This window comes from Arthrobacter sp. L77 (assembly GCF_000816565.1).
GTDB lineage: Bacteria > Actinomycetota > Actinomycetes > Actinomycetales > Micrococcaceae > Arthrobacter_D > Arthrobacter_D antioxidans.
Genome location: NZ_JWSU01000001.1, coordinates 379443 through 401653, shown reverse-complemented (window position 1 = coordinate 401653; position 22211 = coordinate 379443). Strand labels below are relative to the sequence as shown.

Below are 22211 nucleotides of genomic sequence, written 5' to 3'. Positions count from 1 at the left end.
CGTTCGTCCGGATGATCCGGCGCGGGTCGGTGCGCGGGTCAGTGCGCGGGGTAGTGGCGCTCGCCCTCGCCCGTGTACAGCTGGCGCGGACGGCCGATCTTCGTCTGCGGGTCCTGCATCATCTCGCGCCACTGGGCGATCCAGCCCGGGAGGCGGCCGATCGCGAAGAGGACGGTGAACATCTTCTCCGGGAACCCCATGGCCTTGTAGATCAGGCCCGTGTAGAAGTCCACGTTCGGGTACAGCTTCCGCTCGATGAAGTAGTCGTCCGCGAGGGCCTTCTCCTCGAGCCGCATGGCGATGTCGAGCAGTTCGTCGTTGCCGCCCAGCTTGGTGAGGATGTCGTGGGCCGTGGCCTTGACGATCTTCGCGCGGGGGTCGTAGTTCTTGTAGACGCGGTGCCCGAAGCCCATGAGCTTCACGCCGTCTTCCTTGTTCTTGACCTTCTCCATGAAGTCCTCGGGCTGCATGCCCTGGCCCTTGATGTCCCGGAGCATGTTCAGCACGGCTTCGTTGGCGCCGCCGTGCAGCGGGCCGAAGAGCGCGTTGATCCCCGCGGAGACGGAGGCGAACATGTTCGCGTTGGAGCTGCCCACGAGGCGGACGGTCGACGTGGAGCAGTTCTGCTCGTGGTCGGCGTGCAGGATGAGCAGGAGGTCCAGCGCCTTGACCATCAGGGGGTCGAGGTCGTACGGCTCGGCGGGCAGGCCGAAGGAGAGCCGCAGGAAGTTCTCCACGAGGTTCATGGAGTTGTCCGGGTACAGCATGGGCTGGCCGATGGACTTCTTGTGCGCGTAGGCCGCGATGACGGGCAGCTTCGCCATGAGGCGGAAGGTGGAGAGCTCCACCTGCTCGTCGTCGAAGGGGTCGAGCGAGTCCTGGTAGAACGTGGACAGCGCCGAGACGGCCGAGGACAGCACGGGCATCGGGTGGGCGTCCCGCGGGAAGCCGCCGAAGAAGCCCTTCAGCTCCTCGTGCAGGAGCGTGTGCCGGCGGATGCGGCCGTCGAAGCCGGTCAGCTCCTCGGGCGTCGGCAGGTTCCCGTAGATCAGGAGGTAGGAGACCTCCAGGAAGCTGGAGTTCTTCGCGAGCTCCTCGATCGGGTACCCGCGGTAGCGCAGGATCCCGGCATCGCCGTCGATGTAGGTGATCGCCGAGGTGGTGGCCGCGGTGTTCATGAAGCCTGGGTCGAAGGTGACCTGGCCCGTCTGCTTCAGCAGCTTCGACACGTCGTAGCCGTGGTTGCCCTCGGCTGCCCGTACCAGCGGCAGGCTGAGTTCGCCGTCGCCGTAGTGCAGTGAGGCATTCTGCTCGGTCATTGATTCTCCTTCAGGAGCTGGAGCGCGGTCATCGCCACAAATCATCGCTTCACACGAGGGCAGAGGTCACCCCGGGATCAGCACATTCACGCCAAACGCTACCGTCAGCGAGCCCCCGATCACTAATCCTGCTGCCCTGCGGGGCCCGGGAGCAAGGACGAGTACGGCGGGTCAGCGCGGAGCGTCCGCGAGACGCGCCACGGCGGCCCGGATCCGCTCGTCGCTCCCCGTGAGCGCCATCCTGATGAAGCCGTGCCCGGCATCGCCGTAGAACGTTCCCGGACCCGCGAGGATCCCGAGCCCGGCGAGCCGGTCGATGGTGTCCCACGTGGGCCTCCCGTCCGACGCCCAGAGGTACAGTCCGGCCACCGAGCCGCTGATCGTGAAGCCCGCGGCCTCGAGGGCCGGGACGAGCAGGGCCCGACGGCGACGGTACAGGTCCTTCTGTGCGGCCACGTGGGCGTCGTCCCCGAGCGCCACCCGCATGGCCTCCTGCACCGGGTACGGCACGATCATGCCGGCGTGCTTGCGGGAGTTGACGAGGTTCGCGATGATCCCCGGGTCCCCGGCCGTGAACGCTGCCCGGTAGCCGGCGAGGTTGGACTGCTTGCTCAGCGAGTAGACGGCCAGCAGGTTCTCATGGGACCCGCCGCACACCCGCGGGTCGAGGACGCTGGGCACGGGCTCGCCGCCCTCCGCGGGGTCCCAGCGGCCCCAGCCCAGTTCGCCGTAGCATTCGTCGGATGCGACCACCGCGCCGAGCGAGCGGGCGTCGTCGACGACCGTCCGCAGGCCCTCGACGTCGAGCACCTCGCCCGTCGGATTGCCGGGCGAGTTGATCCAGACGAGGCGGACGCGGGCCCGCACGTCCGCGGGCAGGTCCGCGAGGGAGTCGGCGGCCACCGGCGTGGCGCCCGCGAGGTGGGCGCCGACGTCGTACGTGGGGTAGGCGACGGAGGGGCGGACGACGACGTCGCCCTCGCCCAGCCCCAGCAGCAGGGGGAGCCACGCGACGAGCTCCTTGGAGCCGACGGTCGGCAGGATGTCCGCGGGGTCGAGCCCCGGCACTCCCCTGCGCCGCGCGAACCAGGCGCTGATCGCCTCGCGGAGCGCGGCCGTGCCGTGGGTGGTCGGGTAGCCGTGCGCGTCGGCGGCGGCGGCGAGCGCCGCCTGGATGAGGTCCGGCGTCGGGTCCACGGGGGTGCCGATGGACAGGTCCACCAAGCCCCCGGGGTGGCCGGACGCGATCTTCCGGTAGGGCACCAGCGCGTCCCACGGGTAGTCGGGCAGGTGCAGGCCGAACGGCGTCGGCTCCCCGGCCACCACCTACGCGGGCTGGTTCTGGGGCGGCAGGACCGCGATGATGGGGTGGTCGAAGCCCGTGTTGCCGACCTTCGCCGCACCGCCGGGCGAGCCGAGGTCGTCGAAGAACTCGACGTTGGCCTTGTAGTACTCGGCCCACTGCTCGGGGGTGTCGTCCTCGTAGTAGATCGCCTCGACCGGGCACACGGGTTCGCACGCGCCGCAGTCCACGCACTCGTCGGGGTGGATGTAGAGCGACCGCTCGCCCTCATAGATGCAGTCGACAGGGCACTCCTCGATACAGGCCTTGTCCTTGACATCCACGCATGGCTGCGCGATTACGTAGGTCACTTCCCACGCCTTTCCTGGTGACTGGGGTCGGGCTGACGCACCCGTGGTGCGGGTTCCAGCTTAACGCAACGGCCCGCCCCGGCTGGACCAGGGTGTCCCCGGCACCGCGGCCCCGCGGTCCACCGCCAGGGCCTACCCTTGAGGCGTGCAGACACCCGCCGCCCTCCTCGCCTCGCTCCCCCTCGGCACGCGGGTCGTCGTCCGGCGTCGCATCGACGCCGGGGTCACGGACTCGCTCGGCGACCTCGTGGCCGTCGACGGGACCGCCTGCACGGTGCGGACCCGCAGGGGGGACGACGTCGTGCTCCTCGCCGACGTCACCGCGGCGCGGCCGGTGCCACCGCCTCCGCCACGCCGCGCGCCGCGCAGGGCGGCGCCGTAGCAGCACACCACGCCGCCGGCCGCGTCGACGCATGGACCGCCCACCCGGAATCAGTGATTGGGACCTGCCAATCCCGCGGGCGATCTCCCGTACAATCGGCGCATGGACTCAGACGAGGATCTCCAGGCCCGGGGCCGGGCGCTCAGCTCACCGGTCAGGCTCAGGATCCTGCGGCTGTGCCTGCACCGGGCGCGGACCAACAAGGAGATCGCGGAGGCCCTGGGCCTCAACCCGGCGACGACGCTCCACCACGTCAGGACCCTGCTCACCACCGGGTTCCTCGCCGCCGAGGACACCCGCGTGGGCAACCGCGGGGCGAAGGAGATCCCGTACCGCGCCACGGGGCTCTCGCGGAACGGCCGCCTGCCGGATTCCGCGCCCGTCCTGGTGGAGACGTTCCTGCAGGAGATCGAGGGCCTGGAGCCCTCCGAGATCGACGTCTGGCGCGTCGGCGTCCGGTTGAACGACGAGCACCGTGCCGAGATGATGGGGCGCATCCGTGAGGTCTTCGAGGACTACGCGCGCCGCGGGCCGGACGACGACGGCACGGCGACCTCCGTCCTGCTGGCCCACCACCTCGACCGCACGGCCGACTGAGCCGGGCCCCTAGCGCTGACGGAGCACGACGACGCCCCGCACCACCGCGGCGAGCGTCGCGATGAGCACGCCGAAGAGCCAGAGATTCCCCGCGAATGCCGTGCCCGGGGCCGCCGTCGACGACCCGGTGAGGATGAGCGTCTTCGATGAGCGCGAGAGCAGCGCCACGATCCCGTACGCGATGGCGCCCGCCACCGCCGTCATCATGACGTTCCGCGCCCACAGGCCGCACAGCAGGAACAGGCTGCCCGCCAGGAGCAGGGCGGCCAGCGCTCCGACGGGAACGGCGACCCCGCCCACGAAGAGCAGGTGGCCGTGGAGCGCGGTCCCGAGGACTCCCGCCGCCACCCCGGCCGCCACCGCGCCCGCGATCGCGGCGGGGCGCCGCGGACCCCCAGNCGGGGCGCCGCGGGCCCCCAGGAGGGCGCACCGGGAACGACGGACGCCGGTCCTTCCCGGCAGGGAAGGGACCGGCGTCGTCGTAGGCCATGGTGCTGACGTGCCGTCGGGACTAGGCCCGGGCGCGCGAACGCGAGGCGCGCATGCGCTCGTTGGCGTCGAGGATGACCTTGCGGATGCGGATGGTCTCCGGGGTGACCTCCACGCACTCGTCCTCGCGGGCGAACTCGAGGGACTCCTCGAGGGTGAGGTTGCGCGGAGGGGTCAGGTTCTCGAAGGTGTCGGAGGAAGCGGCACGCATGTTGGTGAGCTTCTTCTCCTTCGTGATGTTGACGTCCATGTCGTCGGCGCGGGAGTTCTCGCCGACGATCATGCCCTCGTACACCTCGGAGGTGGGCTGCACGAAGAAGGAGCCGCGTTCCTGCAGGTTGATCATCGCGAACGGGGTGACGACACCCGAGCGGTCGGCGATCATCGAGCCGTTGGTGCGGTACTCGATGTCGCCGCACCAGGGCTCGTAGCCCTCGGAGATCGACGCCGCGATACCGGCGCCGCGCGTGTCGGTCAGGAAGCGGGTACGGAACCCGATGAGGCCGCGCGCCGGGACGATGAACTCCATGCGGACCCAGCCCGTGCCGTGGTTGGCCATGTTGGTCATGCGGCCCTTGCGGGCGGCCATGAGCTGGGTGACGCCGCCGAGGTACTCCTCGGGGACGTCGATGGTCATGTGCTCCATGGGCTCGTGGATCTTGCCGTCGACGGTCTTGGTGACCACCTGGGGCTTGCCGACGGTGAGCTCGAAGCCCTCACGGCGCATCTGCTCCACGAGGATGGCGAGCGCCAGCTCGCCACGGCCCTGGACTTCCCAGGCGTCGGGGCGGGCCGTGGGCAGGACGCGGAGCGAGACGTTGCCGATGAGCTCCTTGTCGAGGCGGTCCTTGACCTGGCGTGCGGTGACCTTGGCGCCCTTGACCTTGCCGGCGAGCGGCGAGGTGTTGATACCGATGGTGACCGAGATCGCGGGGTCGTCGACGGTGATCAGCGGCAGCGGCTGCGGGTTGTCGACGTCGGTGAGCGTCTCACCGATGGTGATGCCCTCGATACCGGCGACGGCGACGATCTCGCCGGGTCCGGCGGAATCGGTGGGTACGCGGTCCAGCGCCTTCGTGGCGAGGAGCTCGGTGATCTTGACGGTCTTGAGCTCACCGTTCTGGCGGGCCCAGGCCACCTGCTGGCCCTTGCGCAGCGTGCCGTTGAAGATGCGCAGCAGCGCGAGGCGGCCGAGGAACGGCGACGCGTCGAGGTTGGTGACGTGTGCCTGCAGGACGCCGTCGGGGTTGTAGCGGGGCGCCGGGATGTGGTCGATGATCGTCTTGAACAGCGGTTCCAGGTTGTCGTTGGTCGGCGCATGCCCGTCGGCCGGCTGCTCGATCGACGCTGCGCCGACGCGGGCCGCGGCGTAGACGACGGGCACGTTCAGGATCAGGTCGAGGTCCAGGTCGGGGACCTCGTCGGCGAGGTCGGAGGCGAGGCCGAGGAGGAGGTCCATCGACTCGCTGACGACCTCCTCGATGCGGGAGTCGGGGCGGTCGGTCTTGTTGACCAGCAGGATCACGGGGAGCTTGGCCGCGAGGGCCTTGCGGAGCACGAAGCGCGTCTGGGGCAGCGGGCCCTCGGATGCGTCGACGAGGAGCACCACGCCGTCCACCATGGACAGGCCGCGCTCCACCTCGCCGCCGAAGTCGGCGTGGCCGGGGGTGTCGATGACGTTGATCGTGATGGTCTCGCCGTTGGCCGAGGGGCCGTCGTAGAACACGGTGGTGTTCTTCGCGAGGATGGTGATGCCCTTCTCGCGCTCGAGGTCGCCCGAGTCCATGACGCGGTCGGCGACGTCTCCGTGCGCAGCGAACGAGTTGGTCTGCTTCAGCATGGCGTCGACCAGGGTGGTTTTTCCGTGGTCAACGTGGGCCACGATGGCTACGTTGCGGAGGTCGCTGCGAACAGCGGTGTTGCCTGTGGTTTCAGACATGCGTTATTACTCAATTCGGTATCTACTGCGGGAAAATTGACGGCGGCTACAGTGCACGCCCTCTTACCAGTCTAGGGGACACGGCAAAAACAGACCTAATGCACCCTGTCAACCGGCGTCCGGAGACGCTGCGCAGACGACGGCGGCGGCCCTCCCCGGGGGAAGGGCCGCCGCCGTCGTGCGTGGGATCCGGTTACGGCCGGCGGGCCCACTTGAAGCGCGGGGTACCGTTCCGACCCGCATCCTGGCCGGCGCCGGCGGCGCCCTCGGCCAGCGTGTCCGCGTGATCGTCGAGGTGGTCCTGCACCTGCCGCTCCACCCGATCGGACATCGACTCGTGGACCTGATCGGTCACGCGGTCCGCCATGGCCGTCGCGGCGAGCTTCCGCTGCGTGGCCTGCCAGGCGCGGTGCTCCCCGTGGAACGCCTTCGCCGTGGACACGCACATGGCGAGCATGACGACGCTGAAGGGGAGGGCGGTGAGGATCGCCGCCGTCTGGATGGAGCTCAGGCCGGTATCACCGACGAGGAGCAGGGAGATGGCGACGAGCGCTGCGAGTACCGCCCAGAACACCCGGATCCAGTGCCTCGGGTTCGGGTCGCCGCCCGTGGAGATCATGCTCATCACGAGGGCACCGGAATCGGCGGACGTGATGAAGAAGATGGCGATCAGGATGATGGCCCCGATGAGCAGCGCGGGCCCGCCCGGGAGTCCACCCAGCAGGCCGAAGAGGGCGTTCTCGGTGTCCACCGAGCCGTCCTCCGCGATCAGGCCGCCCTGACCGAAGATCTCGCGGTAGATGGCGGAGCCGCCCAGCACGGAGAACCACAGGAAGCCGAGCGTGGTGGGGACGAGGAGGACACCGGCCACGAATTCGCGGACCGTGCGCCCCTTGGAGATCCGGGCGATGAAGATGCCGACGAAGGGTGCCCAGGACATCCACCAGCCCCAGTAGAACGTGGTCCAGGCCGCCTGCCAGGCCTCACCCTCCGCACCGGAGAACGCCAGGGTGTTGAAGGTCAGGCCCACGACGTTCTGGAAGTAGTTGCCGATGGACTGGACGAACTCGCGCAGGAGGAAGAGCGTGGGACCCGCGAAGAGCACCACGAGCAGGAGCACCCCGGCCAGGACGAGGTTGATGTTCGAGAGCCACTTCATGCCCTTGCCGACGCCGGAGATCACCGACACGATCGTCAGCGCGGTGATGCAGAGGATCAGGCCCACCTGGGTGGCTTTGGTAGCGGCGAGGATGCCGGCACTGTCCAGTCCCGAGGAGATCTGGAGCACGCCGAGTCCCAGCGAGGTGGCGACGCCGAACAGCGTGCCCACGAGCGCGACGACGTCGATGGCGTGACCCCAGGCGCCCTTGACGCGGTCGCCCAGCAGGGGTTCGAGGGTCCAGCGGATGGAGATCGGGCGGCCGCGCCGGTGCACGGCGTAGGCGATCGACAGGCCCACGACGACGTAGATGCTCCAGGCGTGCAGCCCCCAGTGCAGGAAGGTCTGGGTGATGGCCCGCTGGCCGAGCTGCACGTCGGTGCCGGTGACGCCGGGGCGGGGGCTGGCGAAGTGGTTGAGCGGTTCGGCCACGCCCCAGAACACCAGGCCGATACCCATGCCCGCGGCGAAGAGCAGTGCGAACCAGGACATGGCGGAGAACTCGGGCTTGTCGTCGTCCTTGCCGAGGCGGATGTCACCGTAGCGGCTGAAACCGACCCACAGCGAGAAGGCCACGAAGAAGGCCACGATGGCCACGTAGTACCAGCCGAAGGCGCCGATCACGTTCTCCTGGATGCCCGCGAACAGGGTGGACGCGGTATCCGGCGAAACGAGGACGAACGCGACGAAAACCACGATCAGTGCCGCGGCCGGGATGAACACCGGCAGGGCCAATCGCGCTCTTTGTCCCGTGCTCGTTTCATTGGTCTGCTCGTTCGGCGTGGGTGGACTGGCCACAGCCTCGTCCGGGGGTTTGATACTCATGAATCGTCTCCTTCGGTGATGCGTCGTGACGCGTGGCGCTGGCGCCGCGTCACAGGGCAACTCCCAAGCCTACAGAGGATCACCGCGTCAAGAGGCGGAAGTCAGGAGACCGCACCCGGTTCCGACGTCGTACACTTCCTCCCCCTCGCACGGCGGGATCGGCACCAGCACGGGGATGCGGGGCGGCAGACGCCCCCGGAGCGCGCAGCCGGAGATCGTGCGCGCATCGTTATGGTCGTGACTCGTCTCACCTCCCCGGACGCAGCAGGCGGCCCCCGCACCGGGGACCGCCTGCTGTCCTTCACACCGGTCCACGCGACGACGCGCGCTGCCGGGTCGGGCCCGCCGGGCCTCAGGCGACCCCGGGAGGCAGGACCAGGCCCGCGCCGGGGATCGCCGCGAGCAGGGCCTGCGTGTAGGCCGTGCGGGGGTCGTCGAACACCTCGTCCGTGGTGCCCTGTTCCACGAGCCGGCCCTTCTCCATGACGGCCACGTGGTCGGCGATCTGCCGGACCACCGCGAGGTCGTGGGTGATGAACAGGTAGCTGAGGCCGAGCTCCGACTGCAGGTCGGCGAGCAGGGCCAGGATCTGGGCCTGCACCAGCACGTCGAGCGCCGAGACGGCCTCGTCGCAGATGACCACCTCGGGGTCGAGCGCCAGCGCACGCGCGATCGCCACGCGCTGCCGCTGCCCGCCCGAGAGCTCGTTGGGGAAGCGCTGCATCATCGCGGACGGCAGCGCCACCTGGTCGAGCAGCTCGCGGACCTTCTTCTCCCGGCTCCTGGCGTCCCCCACGCCGTGGACGCGGAGCGGCTCCTCGATGGTCCGGTAGATGTTGTACATCGGGTCGAGCGAGCCGTAGGGGTCCTGGAAGATCGGCTGCACGCGGCGGCGGAAGTCGAACATCTCCTTCCGTCCGAGCGTGGTGATGTCCACGCCGTCGAACCGGATGCTGCCCGACGTCGCGCCCTCCAGACCGAGGACCATCTTCGCCACGGTCGACTTGCCCGAGCCCGACTCCCCCACCACGGCGGTGGTGGTGCCGCGGGCGATGGAGAAGGACACCTTGTCCACGGCGGTGAAGCCGGTGGACCTGCCCCAGTTCCCGCGGATCCTGAAGACCTTCGTCAGGTCCTCGACCTCGATCACCGTGTCCGGCACGGCGCCGGCCGGCGCCGCGGGGGCGAGGAGGTCGTCGGTCGCGACGCCGGCCTTCTTGGCGGACTCGATGCGGCGCGACGCGATGGACGGCGCGGACGCCACGAGCTTCTGCGTGTAGGGGTGGCGGGGGTTGGTGAGCAGCTCGAGGGCCGGACCGGCCTCGACGACCTGCCCCTTGTACATGACGATCACCTTGTGCGCCCGCTCGGCGGCGAGGCCGAGGTCGTGGGTGATGAGCAGCACCGCGGTGCCGAGCTCCTCCGTCATGGTGTCCAGGTGGTCCAGGATCTGCCGCTGCACGGTGACGTCCAGGGCCGACGTCGGCTCGTCGGCGATGAGCAGCCGCGGTCGGCAGGACAGCCCGATCGCGATCAGCGCGCGCTGGCGCATGCCGCCGGAGAACTCGTGCGGGTACTGGTTGGCGCGGGACGCCGCGTCGGGCAGGCCCGCCTCCGAGAGCACCGTGGCGACGTCCTGGGGTCCGCTGGGCAGCCCGTTGGCCTTCAGCGTCTCCCGGACCTGGAACCCGATCTTCCAGACGGGGTTCAGGTTGGACATCGGGTCCTGGGGCACCATGCCGATCGAGGAGCCGCGGAGTGCGACGATGCGCTTCTCGGAGGCGTGGGTGATGTCCTCGCCGTCGAAGATGATGCTGCCGTGGGACACGCGGCCGTTGGCGGGCAGGAGGCCGATGGCGGCGAGCGCCGTCGTCGACTTGCCGGAGCCCGACTCCCCTACGATCGCGACGGTCTCCCCGGGCATCACGGTGAGGTGCGCGTTGCGCACCGCGGGGACCTCCCCGTTCGACGTCGAGAAGGTGATCGCGAGGTCCCGGAGCTCGAGCAGCGGCCGGGGTACGCCTGTGCCGTCCGGGGCCGCGGGGTTGCGCGTCCCGGTATGCGTGGTGTGGCTCATCGTTTGCGTGCCTTCGGGTCGAGAGCGTCACGCAGGGCGTCGCCCAGCATGATGAAGCTCAGAACGGTGATCGACAGGGCGAGGCCCGGCCAGAAGATCGCCATGGGGTTGCTGCGCAGGGACGGCTTCGCCGAGAAGATGTCGTTACCCCAGGACATGACGTCCGGCGGCAGCCCGATGCCGAGGAAGGACAGCGTCGACTCCGCCACGATGAAGGTGCCGAGCGAGATGGTCGCGATGACGATGACCGGCGCGAGCGCGTTCGGGATGACGTGCTTGACGAGTGCCCCCAGCGGCGAGACGCCGAGCGAGCGGGCCGCGGTCACGAAGTCCGCGTTGCGCACCTCGATCACCGCCGCCCGGGTGATGCGGGCGATCTGCGGCCAGCCGAACGCCACGAGGATGACGACGAGCGTCCACACGTTCCGGTTCTGCTGGAACACGGGAAGCTGCACGACGACGATGGCGCCGAGGATCAGCGGGAGGGCGAAGAAGATGTCTCCCACGCGGGCGAGGATCGCGTCGACCCAGCCGCCGAAGAAGCCGGCCAGCGCGCCGATGAGGCCGCCGATCAGGACGACGCCGAGGGTGGCGAACAGGCCGACGGTCAGCGAGGACTGCGTGCCGTACACCACGCGGGAGAGGATGTCGCAGCCCTGCACGGTGAAGCCGAGCGGGTGGCCGGGGGCCGGTCCGCCGTCGGAGTTCTCGAGCAGGCAGTTCTCGTTGGGCGGCTCGTTGGTGAACACGCCGGGGAACAGCGCCACGACGACGACCGCGAGGATCAGGAGGGCGCTGATGATGAACAGCGGCTGCTTCCGCAGGCTGCCCCACGCCTCGCCCCACAGGCCGCGGGGAGCGGCGTCGGACACGGCGCTGTCCGTGGCCCGGACCGGCGTCTCGTCGGGATCGGCGACGAAGTGCTCGATCGGGTAGGCGGAGGTCTTGGTGCGCACCACGCGTGCGGGGACCTCGGTGAGGGTCCCGCTGGTGGCGGGGGGAGATGTTGGTTCAGGCATATCGAATCCTTGGGTCCAGCCACGCGTACAGGAGATCCACCAGCAGGTTCGCGAGGCAGAAGATGAGGATGAGGAACGTGACGATCGAGACGACCATCGGTCCGTCACCGTTCAGCACGGCGCGGTACAGGGTGTTGCCGACACCGTTGACGTTGAAGATGCCCTCGGTCACGATCGCGCCGCCCATCAGGGCGCCGAGGTCGGCGCCGAGGAAGGTGACGACGGGGATCAGGGAGTTGCGGAGGACGTGCACCACGACGACGCGGCGGCGGCTGAGGCCCTTGGCCGTCGCGGTCCGCACGTAGTCCGCGTTGACGTTCTCGATGATGCTGGTCCGGGTGAGGCGCAGCACGTAGGCGAAGGACACCAGTCCCAGGACCACGGCCGGGAGCAGGAGCTCCGTGACGGTGGCGTCGCCGCTCACGGTCGGGTTGGTCCACTGGAGCTTGACGCCGATCAGGAACTGCATCAGGAAGCCGAGCACGAAGATGGGCACGGCGATGACGATCAGGGACACGACGAGGACCGACGAGTCGAAGATCCGGCCCTTGCGGAGCCCGGCGATGAGGCCGAAGAGGATGCCGAAGACGGCCTCGATGACCAGGGCCATGACGGCGAGCTTCGCGGTGGTCGGGAAGACCTCGGCGATGATCGTCGCGATCGGGCGGCCGGAGAAGTTCGTGCCGAGGTCGAAGGTCAGCACGCCCTTGAGGTACAGCAGGTACTGGACCCAGAAGGGCTGGTCGAGGTTGTACTGCTCGCGCAGTCCGGCGACGACGGCGGGCGTGCAGCCACGCTCGCCGCAGATGGCGGCGGTGGCGTCACCGGGGAGGCTGAAGACGAGGAAGTACACCAGCAGGGTGGCGCCGAGGAAGACGGGGATCAGCTGCAGGACGCGCCGGACGATGTACCAGACCATCAGCGCGCACCTCCCGGTGCGGCATGCATCCGGACGGGATGCGGGTGGGGGTTGCTCATGGGGTGTCGGACCTTTTCGTTGGAGCACGGAAAAGGGGCCTGCCCTGTGCGGGCAGGCCCCGGGACCGTGACGGGTTACTTGCCGGTGATGGCGTAGTAGAGCGGGACGCCGTTCCAGCCGAACTCGACGTTGTCCACGTTGTTGCTCCAGCCGCCCTGGGCGACCTGGTACCACAGCGGGATGGCCGGGAGATCCTCCAGGAGCTGCTCCTGGGCCTTGTTCATGGCCTCGTTGCCCTCCTCGACGGAGTCGGCGGCGAGTCCGTCGGTCAGCTGCTGGTCGAACTCGGGGTTGCTGTAGCGGGCGTCGTTGGACCCGGCGCCGGTGGCGTAGATGGGTCCGAGGAAGTTGTACAGCGACGGGTAGTCGGCCTGCCAGCCGGAGCGGAGCGCACCGGTGAGGGTCTCGTCCGTCGCCTCGGTGCGGGCTTCCTTGAAGGTCGCGTAGGGCTTGCCCGCGACCTCGATGCCGAGGTTGTTCTTGATGTTGTTCACCACGGCCTCGACCCACGTCTTGTGGTCGCCCTTGTCGGCGTTGTAGCCGATGGTCAGGGGCTCCGACTCGTCGTAGGGCGAGATCTTCTCGGCGTCGGCCCAGAGTTTCTTGGCTTCCTCCGGGTTGTACTCGAGGTGCTCGCTGCCCGGCAGGTCCTCGCTGAAGCCCTCCAGGACGGGAGCGGTGAAGTCCTTCGCCGGTTCGCGGCCACCGTTGAAGATGACGTCGGTGATCTCGTCACGGTTGATGGCCATCGACAGCGCCTGGCGGCGCAGCTTGCCGGCCTCGCCCTCCCAGTTCGGGAGGTAGTACGGCACGGCGATGGTCTGGTTGCCCGCGTACGGCGACTCGATGGCACGCTCCCCGAGATCGCTCTCGAAGTTCTTGATGTCGCTCGTCGGGATGGTCTTCAGGACGTCCAGGTTGTCCGAGATCAGGTCCTGGTAGGCCGTCGTGTCGTTCTGGTAAATCTTGAACGTCACGCCGCCGTTCTGGGCGGCCTGCGGGCCCTCGTACTCGTCGTTCGGCACGAGCTCGATCTGCTGGTTGTGCTGCCAGGCACCCTCGGAGGCGAACTTGTAGGGTCCGTTGCCGATCGGGTTCTCACCGAACGCAGCCGGATCCTCGAGGGCGGCGGCCGGCACCGGGTAGAAGGCGCTGTAGCCCAGGCGCAGCGGCCAGTCGGATTCCGGCTGGGACAGCGCGACGGTGAACGTGCGGTCGTCCACGACCTTCAGGCCGCTCATGGCCTCCACGGTGGAGCCCTCAGCGCTGGCCTCGTCGTAGCCTTCGATGCTCTCGAAGAAGTAGCTCGAGAGCTGGGCGTTCTTCGCGGCGGCACCGTAGTTCCAGGCGTCGACGAAGGAGCTCGCGGTGACCGGATCACCGTTGGTGAAGGTCTTGCCCTCCTTGAGCGTGATGGTGTAGTTCTGGGCGTCCTCGGTCTCGATGGACTCGGCCATCTCGTTCTGGGGCTTGCCGTCGGCGTCGTAGCTGACGAGGCCCGCGAAGACGAGATCGAGGATCGCTCCGCCGCCCACCTCGTTGGTGCTGGTGGGGATCAAGGGGTTCTGGGGCTCGGAGCCGTCCACCACGATCACGGCTTCGGTGTTGCCACCCTCGGCGCCGGATTCGGTGTCTCCGCCGCCGCATGCGCTGAGCGACAGGGCAGCCAGGGCCGCGACGCTGAGCATCTTGGAAGTGCGCGTGAAACGCATTCCGCCTCCTAATAATTGGGTCGTACCGGCCCGGATCCGGCCGGTTCAGTGGCCCCCGCAGAGAGCGAGAGCCAACTCACACCGAGAAATCATATGCCCGTTCTGTTGCTTCTCTGAACATCAGGCGGGGTGGACGCCCGCCGACGCCCCTCCGCATGCACGGAGAAGCCCGCCCTGCGGAGGCAGGACGGGCTTCGGGCCGCAGGCGGGGCGGCGGGTCGATCCGCGGGTCAGTCGGTGACCGCCAGCAGCTTGGCGCGGAGCTCCCGGCGTTCCCGCTGCTTCTCGGGATCGGGCAGGGGGACCGCCGCCAGCAGCCGCTGCGTGTACGGGTTCTGCGGATTGCGCAGGATCTGGTCCCGGGCGCCCTGCTCCACGATCCGCCCGCGCTGCATCACGCAGATGTAGTCCGCGAGCACGTCGACGACCGCCAGGTCGTGCGTGACGAACAGGCAGGCGAAGCCGAGCTCGCGCTGCAGGTTCTGGAACAGCTCCAGGACCTTGGCCTGCACGGAGACGTCGAGGGCGGACGTCGGCTCGTCCGCGACCATGAGCTTCGGCTTGAGCGAGAGCGCCCGGGCGATCCCCACCCGCTGCTTCTGGCCCCCCGAGAGTTCGTGCGGATACCGGTTCCGGTAGGAGCGCGGCAGCTCCACCTGGTCGAGGAGCGCCTCGATGCGCTTCTGCAGCTCGCCGCCCTTCGCCTCGCCCGCGAGGTACATCGGCTCACCGATGCTCTCACCGATGGGCAGCCGGGGGTTCAGCGACGACGACGGGTCCTGGAACACCATGCCGACATGGCGGCGGACCTTGGCGAGCTCCCTGGAGGTGGGGCGGAACCCGGAGACGTCCGTGCCGACGACCTTCAGGGATCCCGCGGCGACGGGCAGCAGCCCGACGGCGGCCCGGCCGATCGTCGTCTTCCCCGAGCCCGACTCCCCGACGAGGCCGATGACCTGCCCGGGGTACACCGTCAGGTTCGCGCCCTCGACGGCGCGGAACGCGGGGACGCGCCCCTGCTTCGGGTATTCGATGGCGACGTCGATCAGTTCGAGGACGGGCTCCACCCCGGGCGTCGCGTGCACGGCGACCTCGTGCTCGGCCTCGGCGAGCTGGGCGAGCACGTCCTGTGCGCGCCGTTCGAGCTCGTCGTGGTCGACCGTCTGCAGTTCCGTATGGGTCGCCGCCGCGACCGCCGCGGTGATGTCGACGTCGTCGTTCCCGTCCCCCTGCCCGAGGTGGGGCACGGCGGCGAGGAGCGCCCTGGTGTACTCGTGCTGGGGGTTCCTGAAGATCTGCTCCGCCGTGCCGGTCTCCACGATGCGGCCCTGGCGCATCACCGCGATGCGGTCGGCGAGGTCCGCGACCACGCCCATGTCATGGGTGATCAGGACGATGGCGCTGTTGAGCTGGGTCCTCAGGTTGCGCATGAGGTCGAGGATCTCGGCCTGCACCGTCACGTCGAGGGCCGTGGTGGGTTCGTCGGCGATGAGGAGCTTGGGGTCGCAGGACAGCGACTGGGCGATCATGGCGCGTTGGCGCTGGCCGCCGGAGAGCTGGTGGGGGTAGGACCGGAAGGCCTTGTCCGGATCCGGCAGTTCGACCATCTGCAGGAGGCGCAGCGCGCGCTGCTTCGCCTCGTCGGGCGAGATCTCGTTGTGCAGGCGCAGCGTCTCGACGATCTGGAATCCGACGGTGTAGACGGGGTTCAGGGCCGTCATGGGTTCCTGGAAGATGACGGCGACGTCGTTGCCGCGGATCTGGCGCAGCTTGGCCGGCGACATGGTCAGCACGGACTTCCCGTTGAGCAGCACCTCGCCCGTGACGCGGCTGTTCGAGGGCAGCAACCCGAGCAGCGACATGGAACTCGCGCTCTTGCCGGAACCGGACTCCCCCACGATGGCGAGCACCTCGCCGGCCCTCACCTCGTAGTTGAGGTCGATGGCCGCGGGGACCCACTTCTTGTCGACGCCGAAGTCCACACTGAGGTTCCGGACCTCGAGCACGGGACCCTGGGGTGCCGGTAGGTCCGCTCCGGTGTCTCCCGTGCCGCCGATGACCTGGGTACTCATGAGGGGTCCTCCTTCGTGATGGAGGCGCCGCGGGATCGCGGCCCCTCCTGGATTGCCGCGAGCGGCGGCCGTGCTGGGATCATTGAGCCATGAAGAGCTCGAGGGTGGCCGGGGCCACCGTGTTCAGGCCGCGCACCAGTGTCTGGTTCACGGGTGTGGCCGTGGTGGTCGCTCTCGGCGGCCTGGCGACCGTGATCGTCGAGCAGGGTGCCGCCGGTCTGCTCACCGGCTGGCCGCTGGTCGGCGTCGCCTACGCGGGTTGGTGGTTGTTCTGGTACCCGGCGGTGGTGTTCACGGAGGACGCCGTCACCCTCCGCAACCCCCTGGCGACCATCAGGGTCCCCTGGTCCGCGCTGATCGACGTCGACACCAAGTACGCACTGAAGCTCGTCACGCCGTCGGGCGCGTACACCGCCTGGGCGGCGCCGGCTCCCGGGGTGTGGGGGACGCACGCGGGCAAACCCGAGCACATCAGGAACCTGCCCTCCACGAGCTACGGTCCCGGCGGCTCCGTCCGCCCGGGCGACATGACGAACACCGACTCGGGGTACGCCGCGTACGAGGTACGGACACGCTGGCAGGACCTCGTGGAGAGCGGCCGGATCGACGTCGACGACCCGGGCGGCGTCGACCGCCGGTGGAACTGGCCCTGCATCGCCGGCGCGCTCCTGCTGGTGGCGGTCGGCGCGGCTGCGCCGGCCCTGGGTTCCTAGGCTCCTGTTCACGCGGCTGCGGGCTTCCCTGATTCCTTGGCCCGGCTTGCCCTGAACTTCTTCTGCCGCGGATCGAAGGCGTCGCGGAGGCCGTCGCCGATGAAGTTGATGCACAGGCAGATCAGCACGATGAAGAGGCCGGGGAACCAGAACAGCCACGGCCGCGTCTGGAACGCCTCCTGGTTCTGGCTGATGATGAGGCCCAGGGAGACGTCCGGCGCCTTCACACCGAAGCCGATGTAGCTCAGCGCGGTCTCGAGGAGGATGGCCGAGGACATCAGCAGGGTGGTGTTCACGATGATGACGCCCACGGCGTTCGGCAGGATGTGCTTGAAGATGATGCGGGTGTTCGAGGCGCCGGCGATCTTCGCGGCGTCGACGAACTCGCGCTCGCGCAGCGTGAGGAACTCACCGCGGACCAGGCGCGCCAGTCCGGTCCAGAGCACGAGTCCGAGGAACAGCCCCAGGAGCCAGATCTGCGAGCCGGACCCGACGAACCGGGTGACCGCCTCGCCGAGGGTCGCGGCGGCGAGGACCACGGGGATGATGATGATGATGTCCGTGAACCGCATCAGCACGGCTTCGGGCCAGCCACGGAAATACCCGGAGCAGGCGCCGACGATGACCCCGACCAGGCCGGCGAGGGACCCGATGATGAACATGATGATGATCGAGTTCTGCGTGCCGCGCATGGTCATGGCGAAGTAGTCGCGGCCGATCGAGTCCTGGCCGAACGGGTGCTCGCCCCAGCTGAACGGGCCGGTGACGGTCGGGGCGCCCCCGTTGAGCAGGGGAAGGAACTCGGTGTGGTTGTACTTCCACCATCCGGGGATGCCCGCGAACCCGACGGACGTGAACGCAAGGAGGAACACGACGGCGAACACGATGAGGCTGATGATCGCCGCGGTGTTGTCGAAGAACTTCTTCCGGACGATCTGGCCCTGCGACAGGCCCTTCGCCTCGGGTTCGGGCGCCGGATGCCCGGGCCCGGTGACGGTGGCCGGCTCCGCGCTGGGGACGTCGGAGGGTGTCTGGATGCTCATGCTTTTACCCTTACGCGAGGATCGAGGACCGAGTACGCGATGTCGGCGACGAGGTTGAAGACCAGCGCCAGGATGCCGGCCACCAGGAAGAAGCCCATGATGGGGTCGGGATCCGTCCGCTGGAGGGCCTGCACGAAGAGCTGGCCCATGCCGGAGAAGGCGAACACCTGTTCGGTGATGATGGCGCCGCCGATCAGTGCGCCGATGTCGAAGGCCACGAGCGTTGCGAGCGGGATCAGCGCGTTGCGGAACGCGTGCCGCATGACCACCGTCCGCTCGCTGAGCCCCTTGGCCCGGGCCGTGCGGATGTAGTCCATGTTCATGATCTCGAGCATCGACGCGCGCGAGTAGCGGCTGTAGCTGGCGAGGGACGCGAGGAGCAGCGCGAGGGTGGGGAGCAGGAGGTGCGTGAAGGTGTCCAAACCGTTGACCCAGAACGTCCCCTCCAGCCCCGGCGTCTCCGCGCCGACCGTGGCGATCGGCCTGCCCCGGACCCGCGGGTTGCTCACGTAGGACGGCCAGGTGACCATGAAGCGGTCCACCACGATGAGGAAGCCCATGAGCAGGCCGGTGAGCGCTGCCGCACGCATGCTCTGGCTGCGGTCGTACCCGCCCATGGCGTAGCCCACACCCATCCCGACGAGCACGGTGACGATCGCGAGGATGATGATCATCCAGATGGTCGCGGCGTTGAGGACCGGGTTGACGGCGTAGTACGCGACGAGGCCCAGGGCCACCATGATCAGCGAGGAGTACAGGGCCTTGCGGTTCCGGAGGCCCGCGGTGAGCAGGACGATCCCGAAGGCGATCCCGACGCCGGTGACGAGGATGACGATCGGCCCGAGGCCGGGGGCGGCGAACCAGCCCACGAGGTCGAGCAGGAAGAGCAGGGCGGCGGCGGTCGCGGCGCCGAGAACGAAGGCGATCCCCTTCCGCTTCCAGGACTTGCTGGCGAAGAGCGCCCAGATCAGCCCGCTCGCGATGGCGACGACGGCGATGGTGGTGGGCGGTATATCGGGATCGGCGAGGAAGTTGTTGAAGCCGATGGCGCCGAATTCCTTGAGGAGGACGGCCAGCCAGAAGATCGGGAGGGAGAAGAAGAGGAAGGACATGAAGGTCACGCCGTAGTCGAGACCGCTGTACTGGCGCAGTGCCGTGATGATGCCGAGCGAGATCCCGATGATGATGGCGAGCACCGTGGCGGTCGCGACGAGCGTGATGGTGTTGCCCATCGCGCGACTGAGCGAGGTGGTGACGGCCTCGCCCTGGATGCTGGACCCGAGATCGCAGGTGGCGGCGAAGGGGACGATGCACTTCGCGGCCCCGGCGAGCCAGCCGAAGTACCGCAGGGGCGCCGGCGTGTTCAGGTCGAGGAGCTCGGTACGCGCCTGGATGAGCTGATCCCTGTTCGGGGCGTTGCTCGCCCGCAGATCCTCGAGCGGATCGCCGGACAGGGCGGTGAGCTGATACACGACGAACGATGCGCCGAACAGGATGAGGACGGCAGTCACCAGACGCCGAACGATGTAGGTCACCATGGGTTTCAGGCCTCAAGATTGGATCGGGTAGGGGGTTCCCGGGTTTACGCAGAGTGTAGTTCAGTGACACAGAAGAAGGCGCCGGGACGGGTGGGTCCCCGTTCCGGCGCCTTCCCCCTACGGTCGAGCGAGTTCCGGCGTCGGAACTACTGGACTACCTGCCAGTCCCAGAAGTTCCACCAGACTCCGGTCTGGTTCGGCATGTACTCGATGCCGGTCACGTTGGCGCTGTAGGCGTCCACTCCGGGCACCTGGAAGAGCGGCAGTCCGTACTTCGAGTCCCAGATCAGCTTGTCGATCTCGACCTGGATCCTGTCCTGCTCGGCCGGATCCGTGGTCACGATCAGCTCGTCCATCAGCGCGTCGGCCTCGGGGCTCGAGAACCCGTTGAAGTTGGAGCCGTTGGCGGTCTTGAAGATCTGCGGAACGCCGGAGACGCCGACGCCCGAGTTGATCCAGCCGAAGATGGTGGCGTCATAGGTCCCGTTGCCGAGCGCGGCTCCCCAGTCCGAGGATCCGAGGCCGCCGTCGACGATCTTGAACCCGGCCTGGGCGGCGGACTCAGCGATCAGCGTGTACGAGTTGAGGCGGTTCGGGTTGTCGCGGTTGTACATGATGCGGACCTCGGGGGTCGCCCCGGCAAGGAGTTCCTTCGCGCCCTCGATGTCGACCTCGGCGTAGGCTTCCGACCCGTTGTTCGCGGCGGTCTCCTCGTAGGGCTCCTGGTCCGTGAGGAACAGCTGCGAATCGAGCGGCTCGGCGTCGGGGTTGATCTTCTTGACGATCGTGTCCACGAGCTGCTGGCGCGGGACGGTCTTCATGAACGCCTCGCGGACGTTCTCGTCCTCGAACACGCCACTGAAGTTGAGGTCCAGGTGGTCGTAGGAGAGCTGGTTGCCCTGCTCCACCGTGACACCCTCGAGGCCCTCGAGCTGCTCGACCGTGTCGGCGGACGCCTGCGGGGCGATGATGTCCACCTCGCCGTTCTGCAGGGCCTGCACCTGGGCGGGAGCTTCACCGATGTAGCGGACGGTGATCTCGTCGACCTTCGGGATGGGGCCCCAGTCGTAGTCCTCGTTGCGGGTCAGCGTCATCGACTGGTCCGGTGTGATGGCCGAGGCGATGAAGGGACCGTTGGAGAGGAAGAGCGACGGGTCGGTGGGCAGCGACTTGGTGTCGAAGCCCGTGTTCCAGAAGTCCGCCAGTGCCTGGATCTCGGGACGCTCCACGGGAGACTCCGGATCGCCGGCGGGCGTCGTCGTGATGAGCTCGATCAGCGCATCCTCGTCCGCCAGGCCGCCCTTCTCGGCGAGGACGTGGGCGGGCGTATCGATGCCGCCCTCGCTCATCAGGCCGAAGGCCACCTCGTAGTCGGCGAAGGGCTCCGAGTAGTTCAGGGTGATGGATCGGCCGTCCTCACCGATCTCCGGGAGTTCGGTGAGCCCGAGTCCACCGGTGTCGCCCGCGTAGTCGAAGTAGGTGGCACCGGAGACGACCTCACCGGCGTCGTCGGTGGTGGAGTCGTTGAAGTAGCCGGACTCGATGGCCCAGGCCAGCAGCAGGTCTCCGCCGTCGACCGGTTCGCCATCGGACCAGTTGACGCCTTCGTTGACCGTGTACTTGACGCTCAGCGGGTCCTCCGAGAGGACCTCCATGGTGCCGAAGTCCTCGTTCTTCACAACCTCGAGGTCGTTGTTGATGTAGACGAAGCCGGAGTGGGTCGCGTAGGCGATCTTTCCGTTGATGTCCACATTGCCTTCGGAGGTGCTCGAGTTGAACGAGCTGAAGGCATTGACTTCGACGACGCGGATGTTCCCGCCGGTTGCTTCGCCCTCGGTGCCCTCGTCGGTGGTTTCAGTTCCCGTGTTGGCAGCGCAGGCGCTCAATGCGAGCGCTGCGACTGCAGCCACTCCCACAGCTTTGGAAGTACGTCCGAAACGCATTCCGCCTCCTCTTTCGTAGTGTGGTTGCGGCTTCAGGCGGTGTTGCATGACAGCCGGCACGTCACCCCTGGGGGGTGACGCTTCTCACGTGAGCAAAAGCCTAAGTGGACTTTGTTACCAACAGGTATCCCGTCGAGGGGCCAGTTAGGTGTTGTTACCGAGCTGCAACCAAAGGCTCACAGGTAGTCCCCAGCAGTTCCCCAGCGACCTATGGATCCAGGCGGCACCGACCCGGTGGCGCCGTCGACCCGCAGGGCGCCCACCGAGCGGTGCTTGATAACGCATTGGACCCGATGCTTTGCTTGGACGGGGACCGCAGGACCGACGCCCGGCGGGCGCGGACCGGGCGGCACCCTGGACCTGGCACGCGGTACGGACGAGGAGCACCATGGCTTGGCTGTTCGTGGACAAGCACGCGGCGGTCTGGGACGACGACGCGAATGTCCAGGCGGCGATCGGAGCCCTCAAGGCGCGCCTCGACGAGCACGTCGAGGTGCACCTGTCCATCCAGAGCAAGGGCCTGAAGGGGCCGGTGTTCGTCATCACGCGCGACACCGTGCTCAGCTCCCCCGAGCTCAACAACCGTTTCAACGCCGACCTGTTCGCCGAGCTCACGACGCCGACGGCGCGCAACAGCCCGACGATCCACTGGTTCTCGGACGGGCGTGGCTTCGTAGCGGAGACCACCAGCCGGATGTGGTGACGGCCTTCCCATTCCGCTCCGGCCGGGGAAGCCGCGGACCACGGGGCTC

The 22211-nt window shown here is 68.4% G+C and carries 18 protein-coding genes; 4 read left to right on the top strand and 14 right to left on the bottom strand.

Annotated features, from left to right (window positions below; translation table 11 throughout):
- Positions 1-38 precede the first annotated feature (38 nt).
- From RY94_RS01960 to fdxA, 3 genes are all read right to left on the bottom strand, one after another.
- Positions 39-1319 (bottom strand): citrate synthase, encoded by a 1281-nt coding sequence (locus RY94_RS01960; protein WP_043440977.1) that lies wholly within the window; start codon positions 1317-1319, stop codon positions 39-41.
- 171 nt (positions 1320-1490) lie between these two features.
- The gene (gene dapC / locus RY94_RS01955; protein ID WP_442853430.1) at positions 1491-2642 is read right to left on the bottom strand and encodes a succinyldiaminopimelate transaminase; all 1152 of its coding nucleotides are present in this window, start codon (positions 2640-2642) and stop codon (positions 1491-1493) included.
- Positions 2643-2645: 3 nt separating this feature from the next.
- Entirely contained in the window at positions 2646-2972 is a 327-nt protein-coding gene (fdxA, locus tag RY94_RS01950) for a ferredoxin (protein WP_043440973.1), read from the bottom strand.
- A 145-nt stretch (positions 2973-3117) separates the two neighbouring features.
- Between fdxA and RY94_RS01945 the strand changes: the two genes are divergently transcribed.
- Positions 3118-3354 carry a putative acetyltransferase gene (locus RY94_RS01945; RefSeq protein ID WP_043440971.1) on the top strand — a complete coding sequence of 79 codons (237 nt, stop codon included), beginning with the start codon at positions 3118-3120 and terminating at the stop codon, positions 3352-3354.
- Between the two features lie 102 nt (positions 3355-3456).
- On the top strand, positions 3457-3951 hold the full coding sequence (locus RY94_RS01940; protein WP_043441405.1) for an ArsR/SmtB family transcription factor: 495 nt from the start codon (positions 3457-3459) through the stop codon (positions 3949-3951).
- A 9-nt stretch (positions 3952-3960) separates the two neighbouring features.
- On the opposite strand, the gene RY94_RS01935 is transcribed toward RY94_RS01940, so the two are convergent.
- From RY94_RS01935 to RY94_RS01900, 8 genes are all read right to left on the bottom strand, one after another.
- Complete coding sequence (locus tag RY94_RS01935; RefSeq protein WP_156134975.1) at positions 3961-4299, bottom strand: hypothetical protein; 339 nt, start codon at positions 4297-4299, stop codon at positions 3961-3963.
- 163 nt (positions 4300-4462) lie between these two features.
- Positions 4463-6379 (bottom strand): translational GTPase TypA, encoded by a 1917-nt coding sequence (gene typA / locus RY94_RS01930; protein WP_043440968.1) that lies wholly within the window; start codon positions 6377-6379, stop codon positions 4463-4465.
- Positions 6380-6572: 193 nt separating this feature from the next.
- A complete protein-coding gene (locus tag RY94_RS01925; RefSeq protein ID WP_043440965.1) occupies positions 6573-8363 on the bottom strand; it encodes a BCCT family transporter in 1791 nt (596 codons plus the stop codon).
- A 352-nt stretch (positions 8364-8715) separates the two neighbouring features.
- Positions 8716-10440: a dipeptide ABC transporter ATP-binding protein gene (locus RY94_RS01920; protein WP_052273821.1), complete on the bottom strand. Its 1725-nt coding sequence runs from the start codon at positions 10438-10440 to the stop codon at positions 8716-8718.
- Positions 10437-11459 carry an ABC transporter permease gene (locus RY94_RS01915; RefSeq protein WP_082045977.1) on the bottom strand — a complete coding sequence of 341 codons (1023 nt, stop codon included), beginning with the start codon at positions 11457-11459 and terminating at the stop codon, positions 10437-10439. The genes RY94_RS01920 and RY94_RS01915 overlap by 4 nt, the downstream gene beginning before the upstream one ends.
- A complete protein-coding gene (locus RY94_RS01910) occupies positions 11452-12378 on the bottom strand; it encodes an ABC transporter permease (RefSeq protein WP_043440962.1) in 927 nt (308 codons plus the stop codon). Before RY94_RS01910 ends, RY94_RS01915 begins: the two co-directional genes overlap by 8 nt.
- Before the next feature lie 134 nt (positions 12379-12512).
- On the bottom strand, positions 12513-14150 hold the full coding sequence (locus RY94_RS01905) for a peptide ABC transporter substrate-binding protein (RefSeq protein ID WP_043440960.1): 1638 nt from the start codon (positions 14148-14150) through the stop codon (positions 12513-12515).
- Between the two features lie 230 nt (positions 14151-14380).
- Positions 14381-16222: an ABC transporter ATP-binding protein gene (locus RY94_RS01900; protein WP_043440958.1), complete on the bottom strand. Its 1842-nt coding sequence runs from the start codon at positions 16220-16222 to the stop codon at positions 14381-14383.
- 89 nt (positions 16223-16311) lie between these two features.
- Between RY94_RS01900 and RY94_RS01895 the strand changes: the two genes are divergently transcribed.
- A complete protein-coding gene (locus RY94_RS01895; protein ID WP_043440956.1) occupies positions 16312-16935 on the top strand; it encodes a PH domain-containing protein in 624 nt (207 codons plus the stop codon).
- Between the two features lie 8 nt (positions 16936-16943).
- On the opposite strand, the gene RY94_RS01890 is transcribed toward RY94_RS01895, so the two are convergent.
- From RY94_RS01890 to RY94_RS01880, 3 genes are all read right to left on the bottom strand, one after another.
- Positions 16944-17978: an ABC transporter permease gene (locus RY94_RS01890; protein ID WP_052273820.1), complete on the bottom strand. Its 1035-nt coding sequence runs from the start codon at positions 17976-17978 to the stop codon at positions 16944-16946.
- Positions 17975-19516, bottom strand: coding sequence for an ABC transporter permease (locus tag RY94_RS01885; RefSeq protein WP_043440954.1), 1542 nt, complete (start codon positions 19514-19516; stop codon positions 17975-17977). Before RY94_RS01885 ends, RY94_RS01890 begins: the two co-directional genes overlap by 4 nt.
- A gap of 146 nt (positions 19517-19662) precedes the next feature.
- Positions 19663-21426: an ABC transporter family substrate-binding protein gene (locus tag RY94_RS01880; RefSeq protein ID WP_231554375.1), complete on the bottom strand. Its 1764-nt coding sequence runs from the start codon at positions 21424-21426 to the stop codon at positions 19663-19665.
- A 421-nt stretch (positions 21427-21847) separates the two neighbouring features.
- On the opposite strand from RY94_RS01880, the gene RY94_RS01875 reads away from it, so the two are divergent.
- Complete coding sequence (locus RY94_RS01875; protein WP_043440949.1) at positions 21848-22162, top strand: hypothetical protein; 315 nt, start codon at positions 21848-21850, stop codon at positions 22160-22162.
- Positions 22163-22211 lie beyond the last annotated feature (49 nt).

Bases quoted from the DNA above. Each gene is read 5' to 3' on its own strand.
- RY94_RS01960 (WP_043440977.1), bottom strand. From the start codon at position 1,319: ATGACCGAGCAGAATGCCTCACTGCACTACGGCGACGGCGAACTCAGC.
- RY94_RS01940 (WP_043441405.1), top strand. From the start codon at position 3,457: ATGGACTCAGACGAGGATCTCCAGGCCCGGGGCCGGGCGCTCAGCTCA.
- typA (WP_043440968.1), bottom strand. From the start codon at position 6,379: ATGTCTGAAACCACAGGCAACACCGCTGTTCGCAGCGACCTCCGCAAC.
- RY94_RS01925 (WP_043440965.1), bottom strand. From the start codon at position 8,363: ATGAGTATCAAACCCCCGGACGAGGCTGTGGCCAGTCCACCCACGCCG.
- RY94_RS01920 (WP_052273821.1), bottom strand. From the start codon at position 10,440: ATGAGCCACACCACGCATACCGGGACGCGCAACCCCGCGGCCCCGGAC.
- RY94_RS01915 (WP_082045977.1), bottom strand. From the start codon at position 11,459: ATGCCTGAACCAACATCTCCCCCCGCCACCAGCGGGACCCTCACCGAG.
- RY94_RS01910 (WP_043440962.1), bottom strand. From the start codon at position 12,378: ATGGTCTGGTACATCGTCCGGCGCGTCCTGCAGCTGATCCCCGTCTTC.
- RY94_RS01905 (WP_043440960.1), bottom strand. From the start codon at position 14,150: ATGCGTTTCACGCGCACTTCCAAGATGCTCAGCGTCGCGGCCCTGGCT.
- RY94_RS01900 (WP_043440958.1), bottom strand. From the start codon at position 16,222: ATGAGTACCCAGGTCATCGGCGGCACGGGAGACACCGGAGCGGACCTA.
- RY94_RS01895 (WP_043440956.1), top strand. From the start codon at position 16,312: ATGAAGAGCTCGAGGGTGGCCGGGGCCACCGTGTTCAGGCCGCGCACC.
- RY94_RS01890 (WP_052273820.1), bottom strand. From the start codon at position 17,978: ATGAGCATCCAGACACCCTCCGACGTCCCCAGCGCGGAGCCGGCCACC.
- RY94_RS01885 (WP_043440954.1), bottom strand. From the start codon at position 19,516: ATGGTGACCTACATCGTTCGGCGTCTGGTGACTGCCGTCCTCATCCTG.
- RY94_RS01875 (WP_043440949.1), top strand. From the start codon at position 21,848: ATGGCTTGGCTGTTCGTGGACAAGCACGCGGCGGTCTGGGACGACGAC.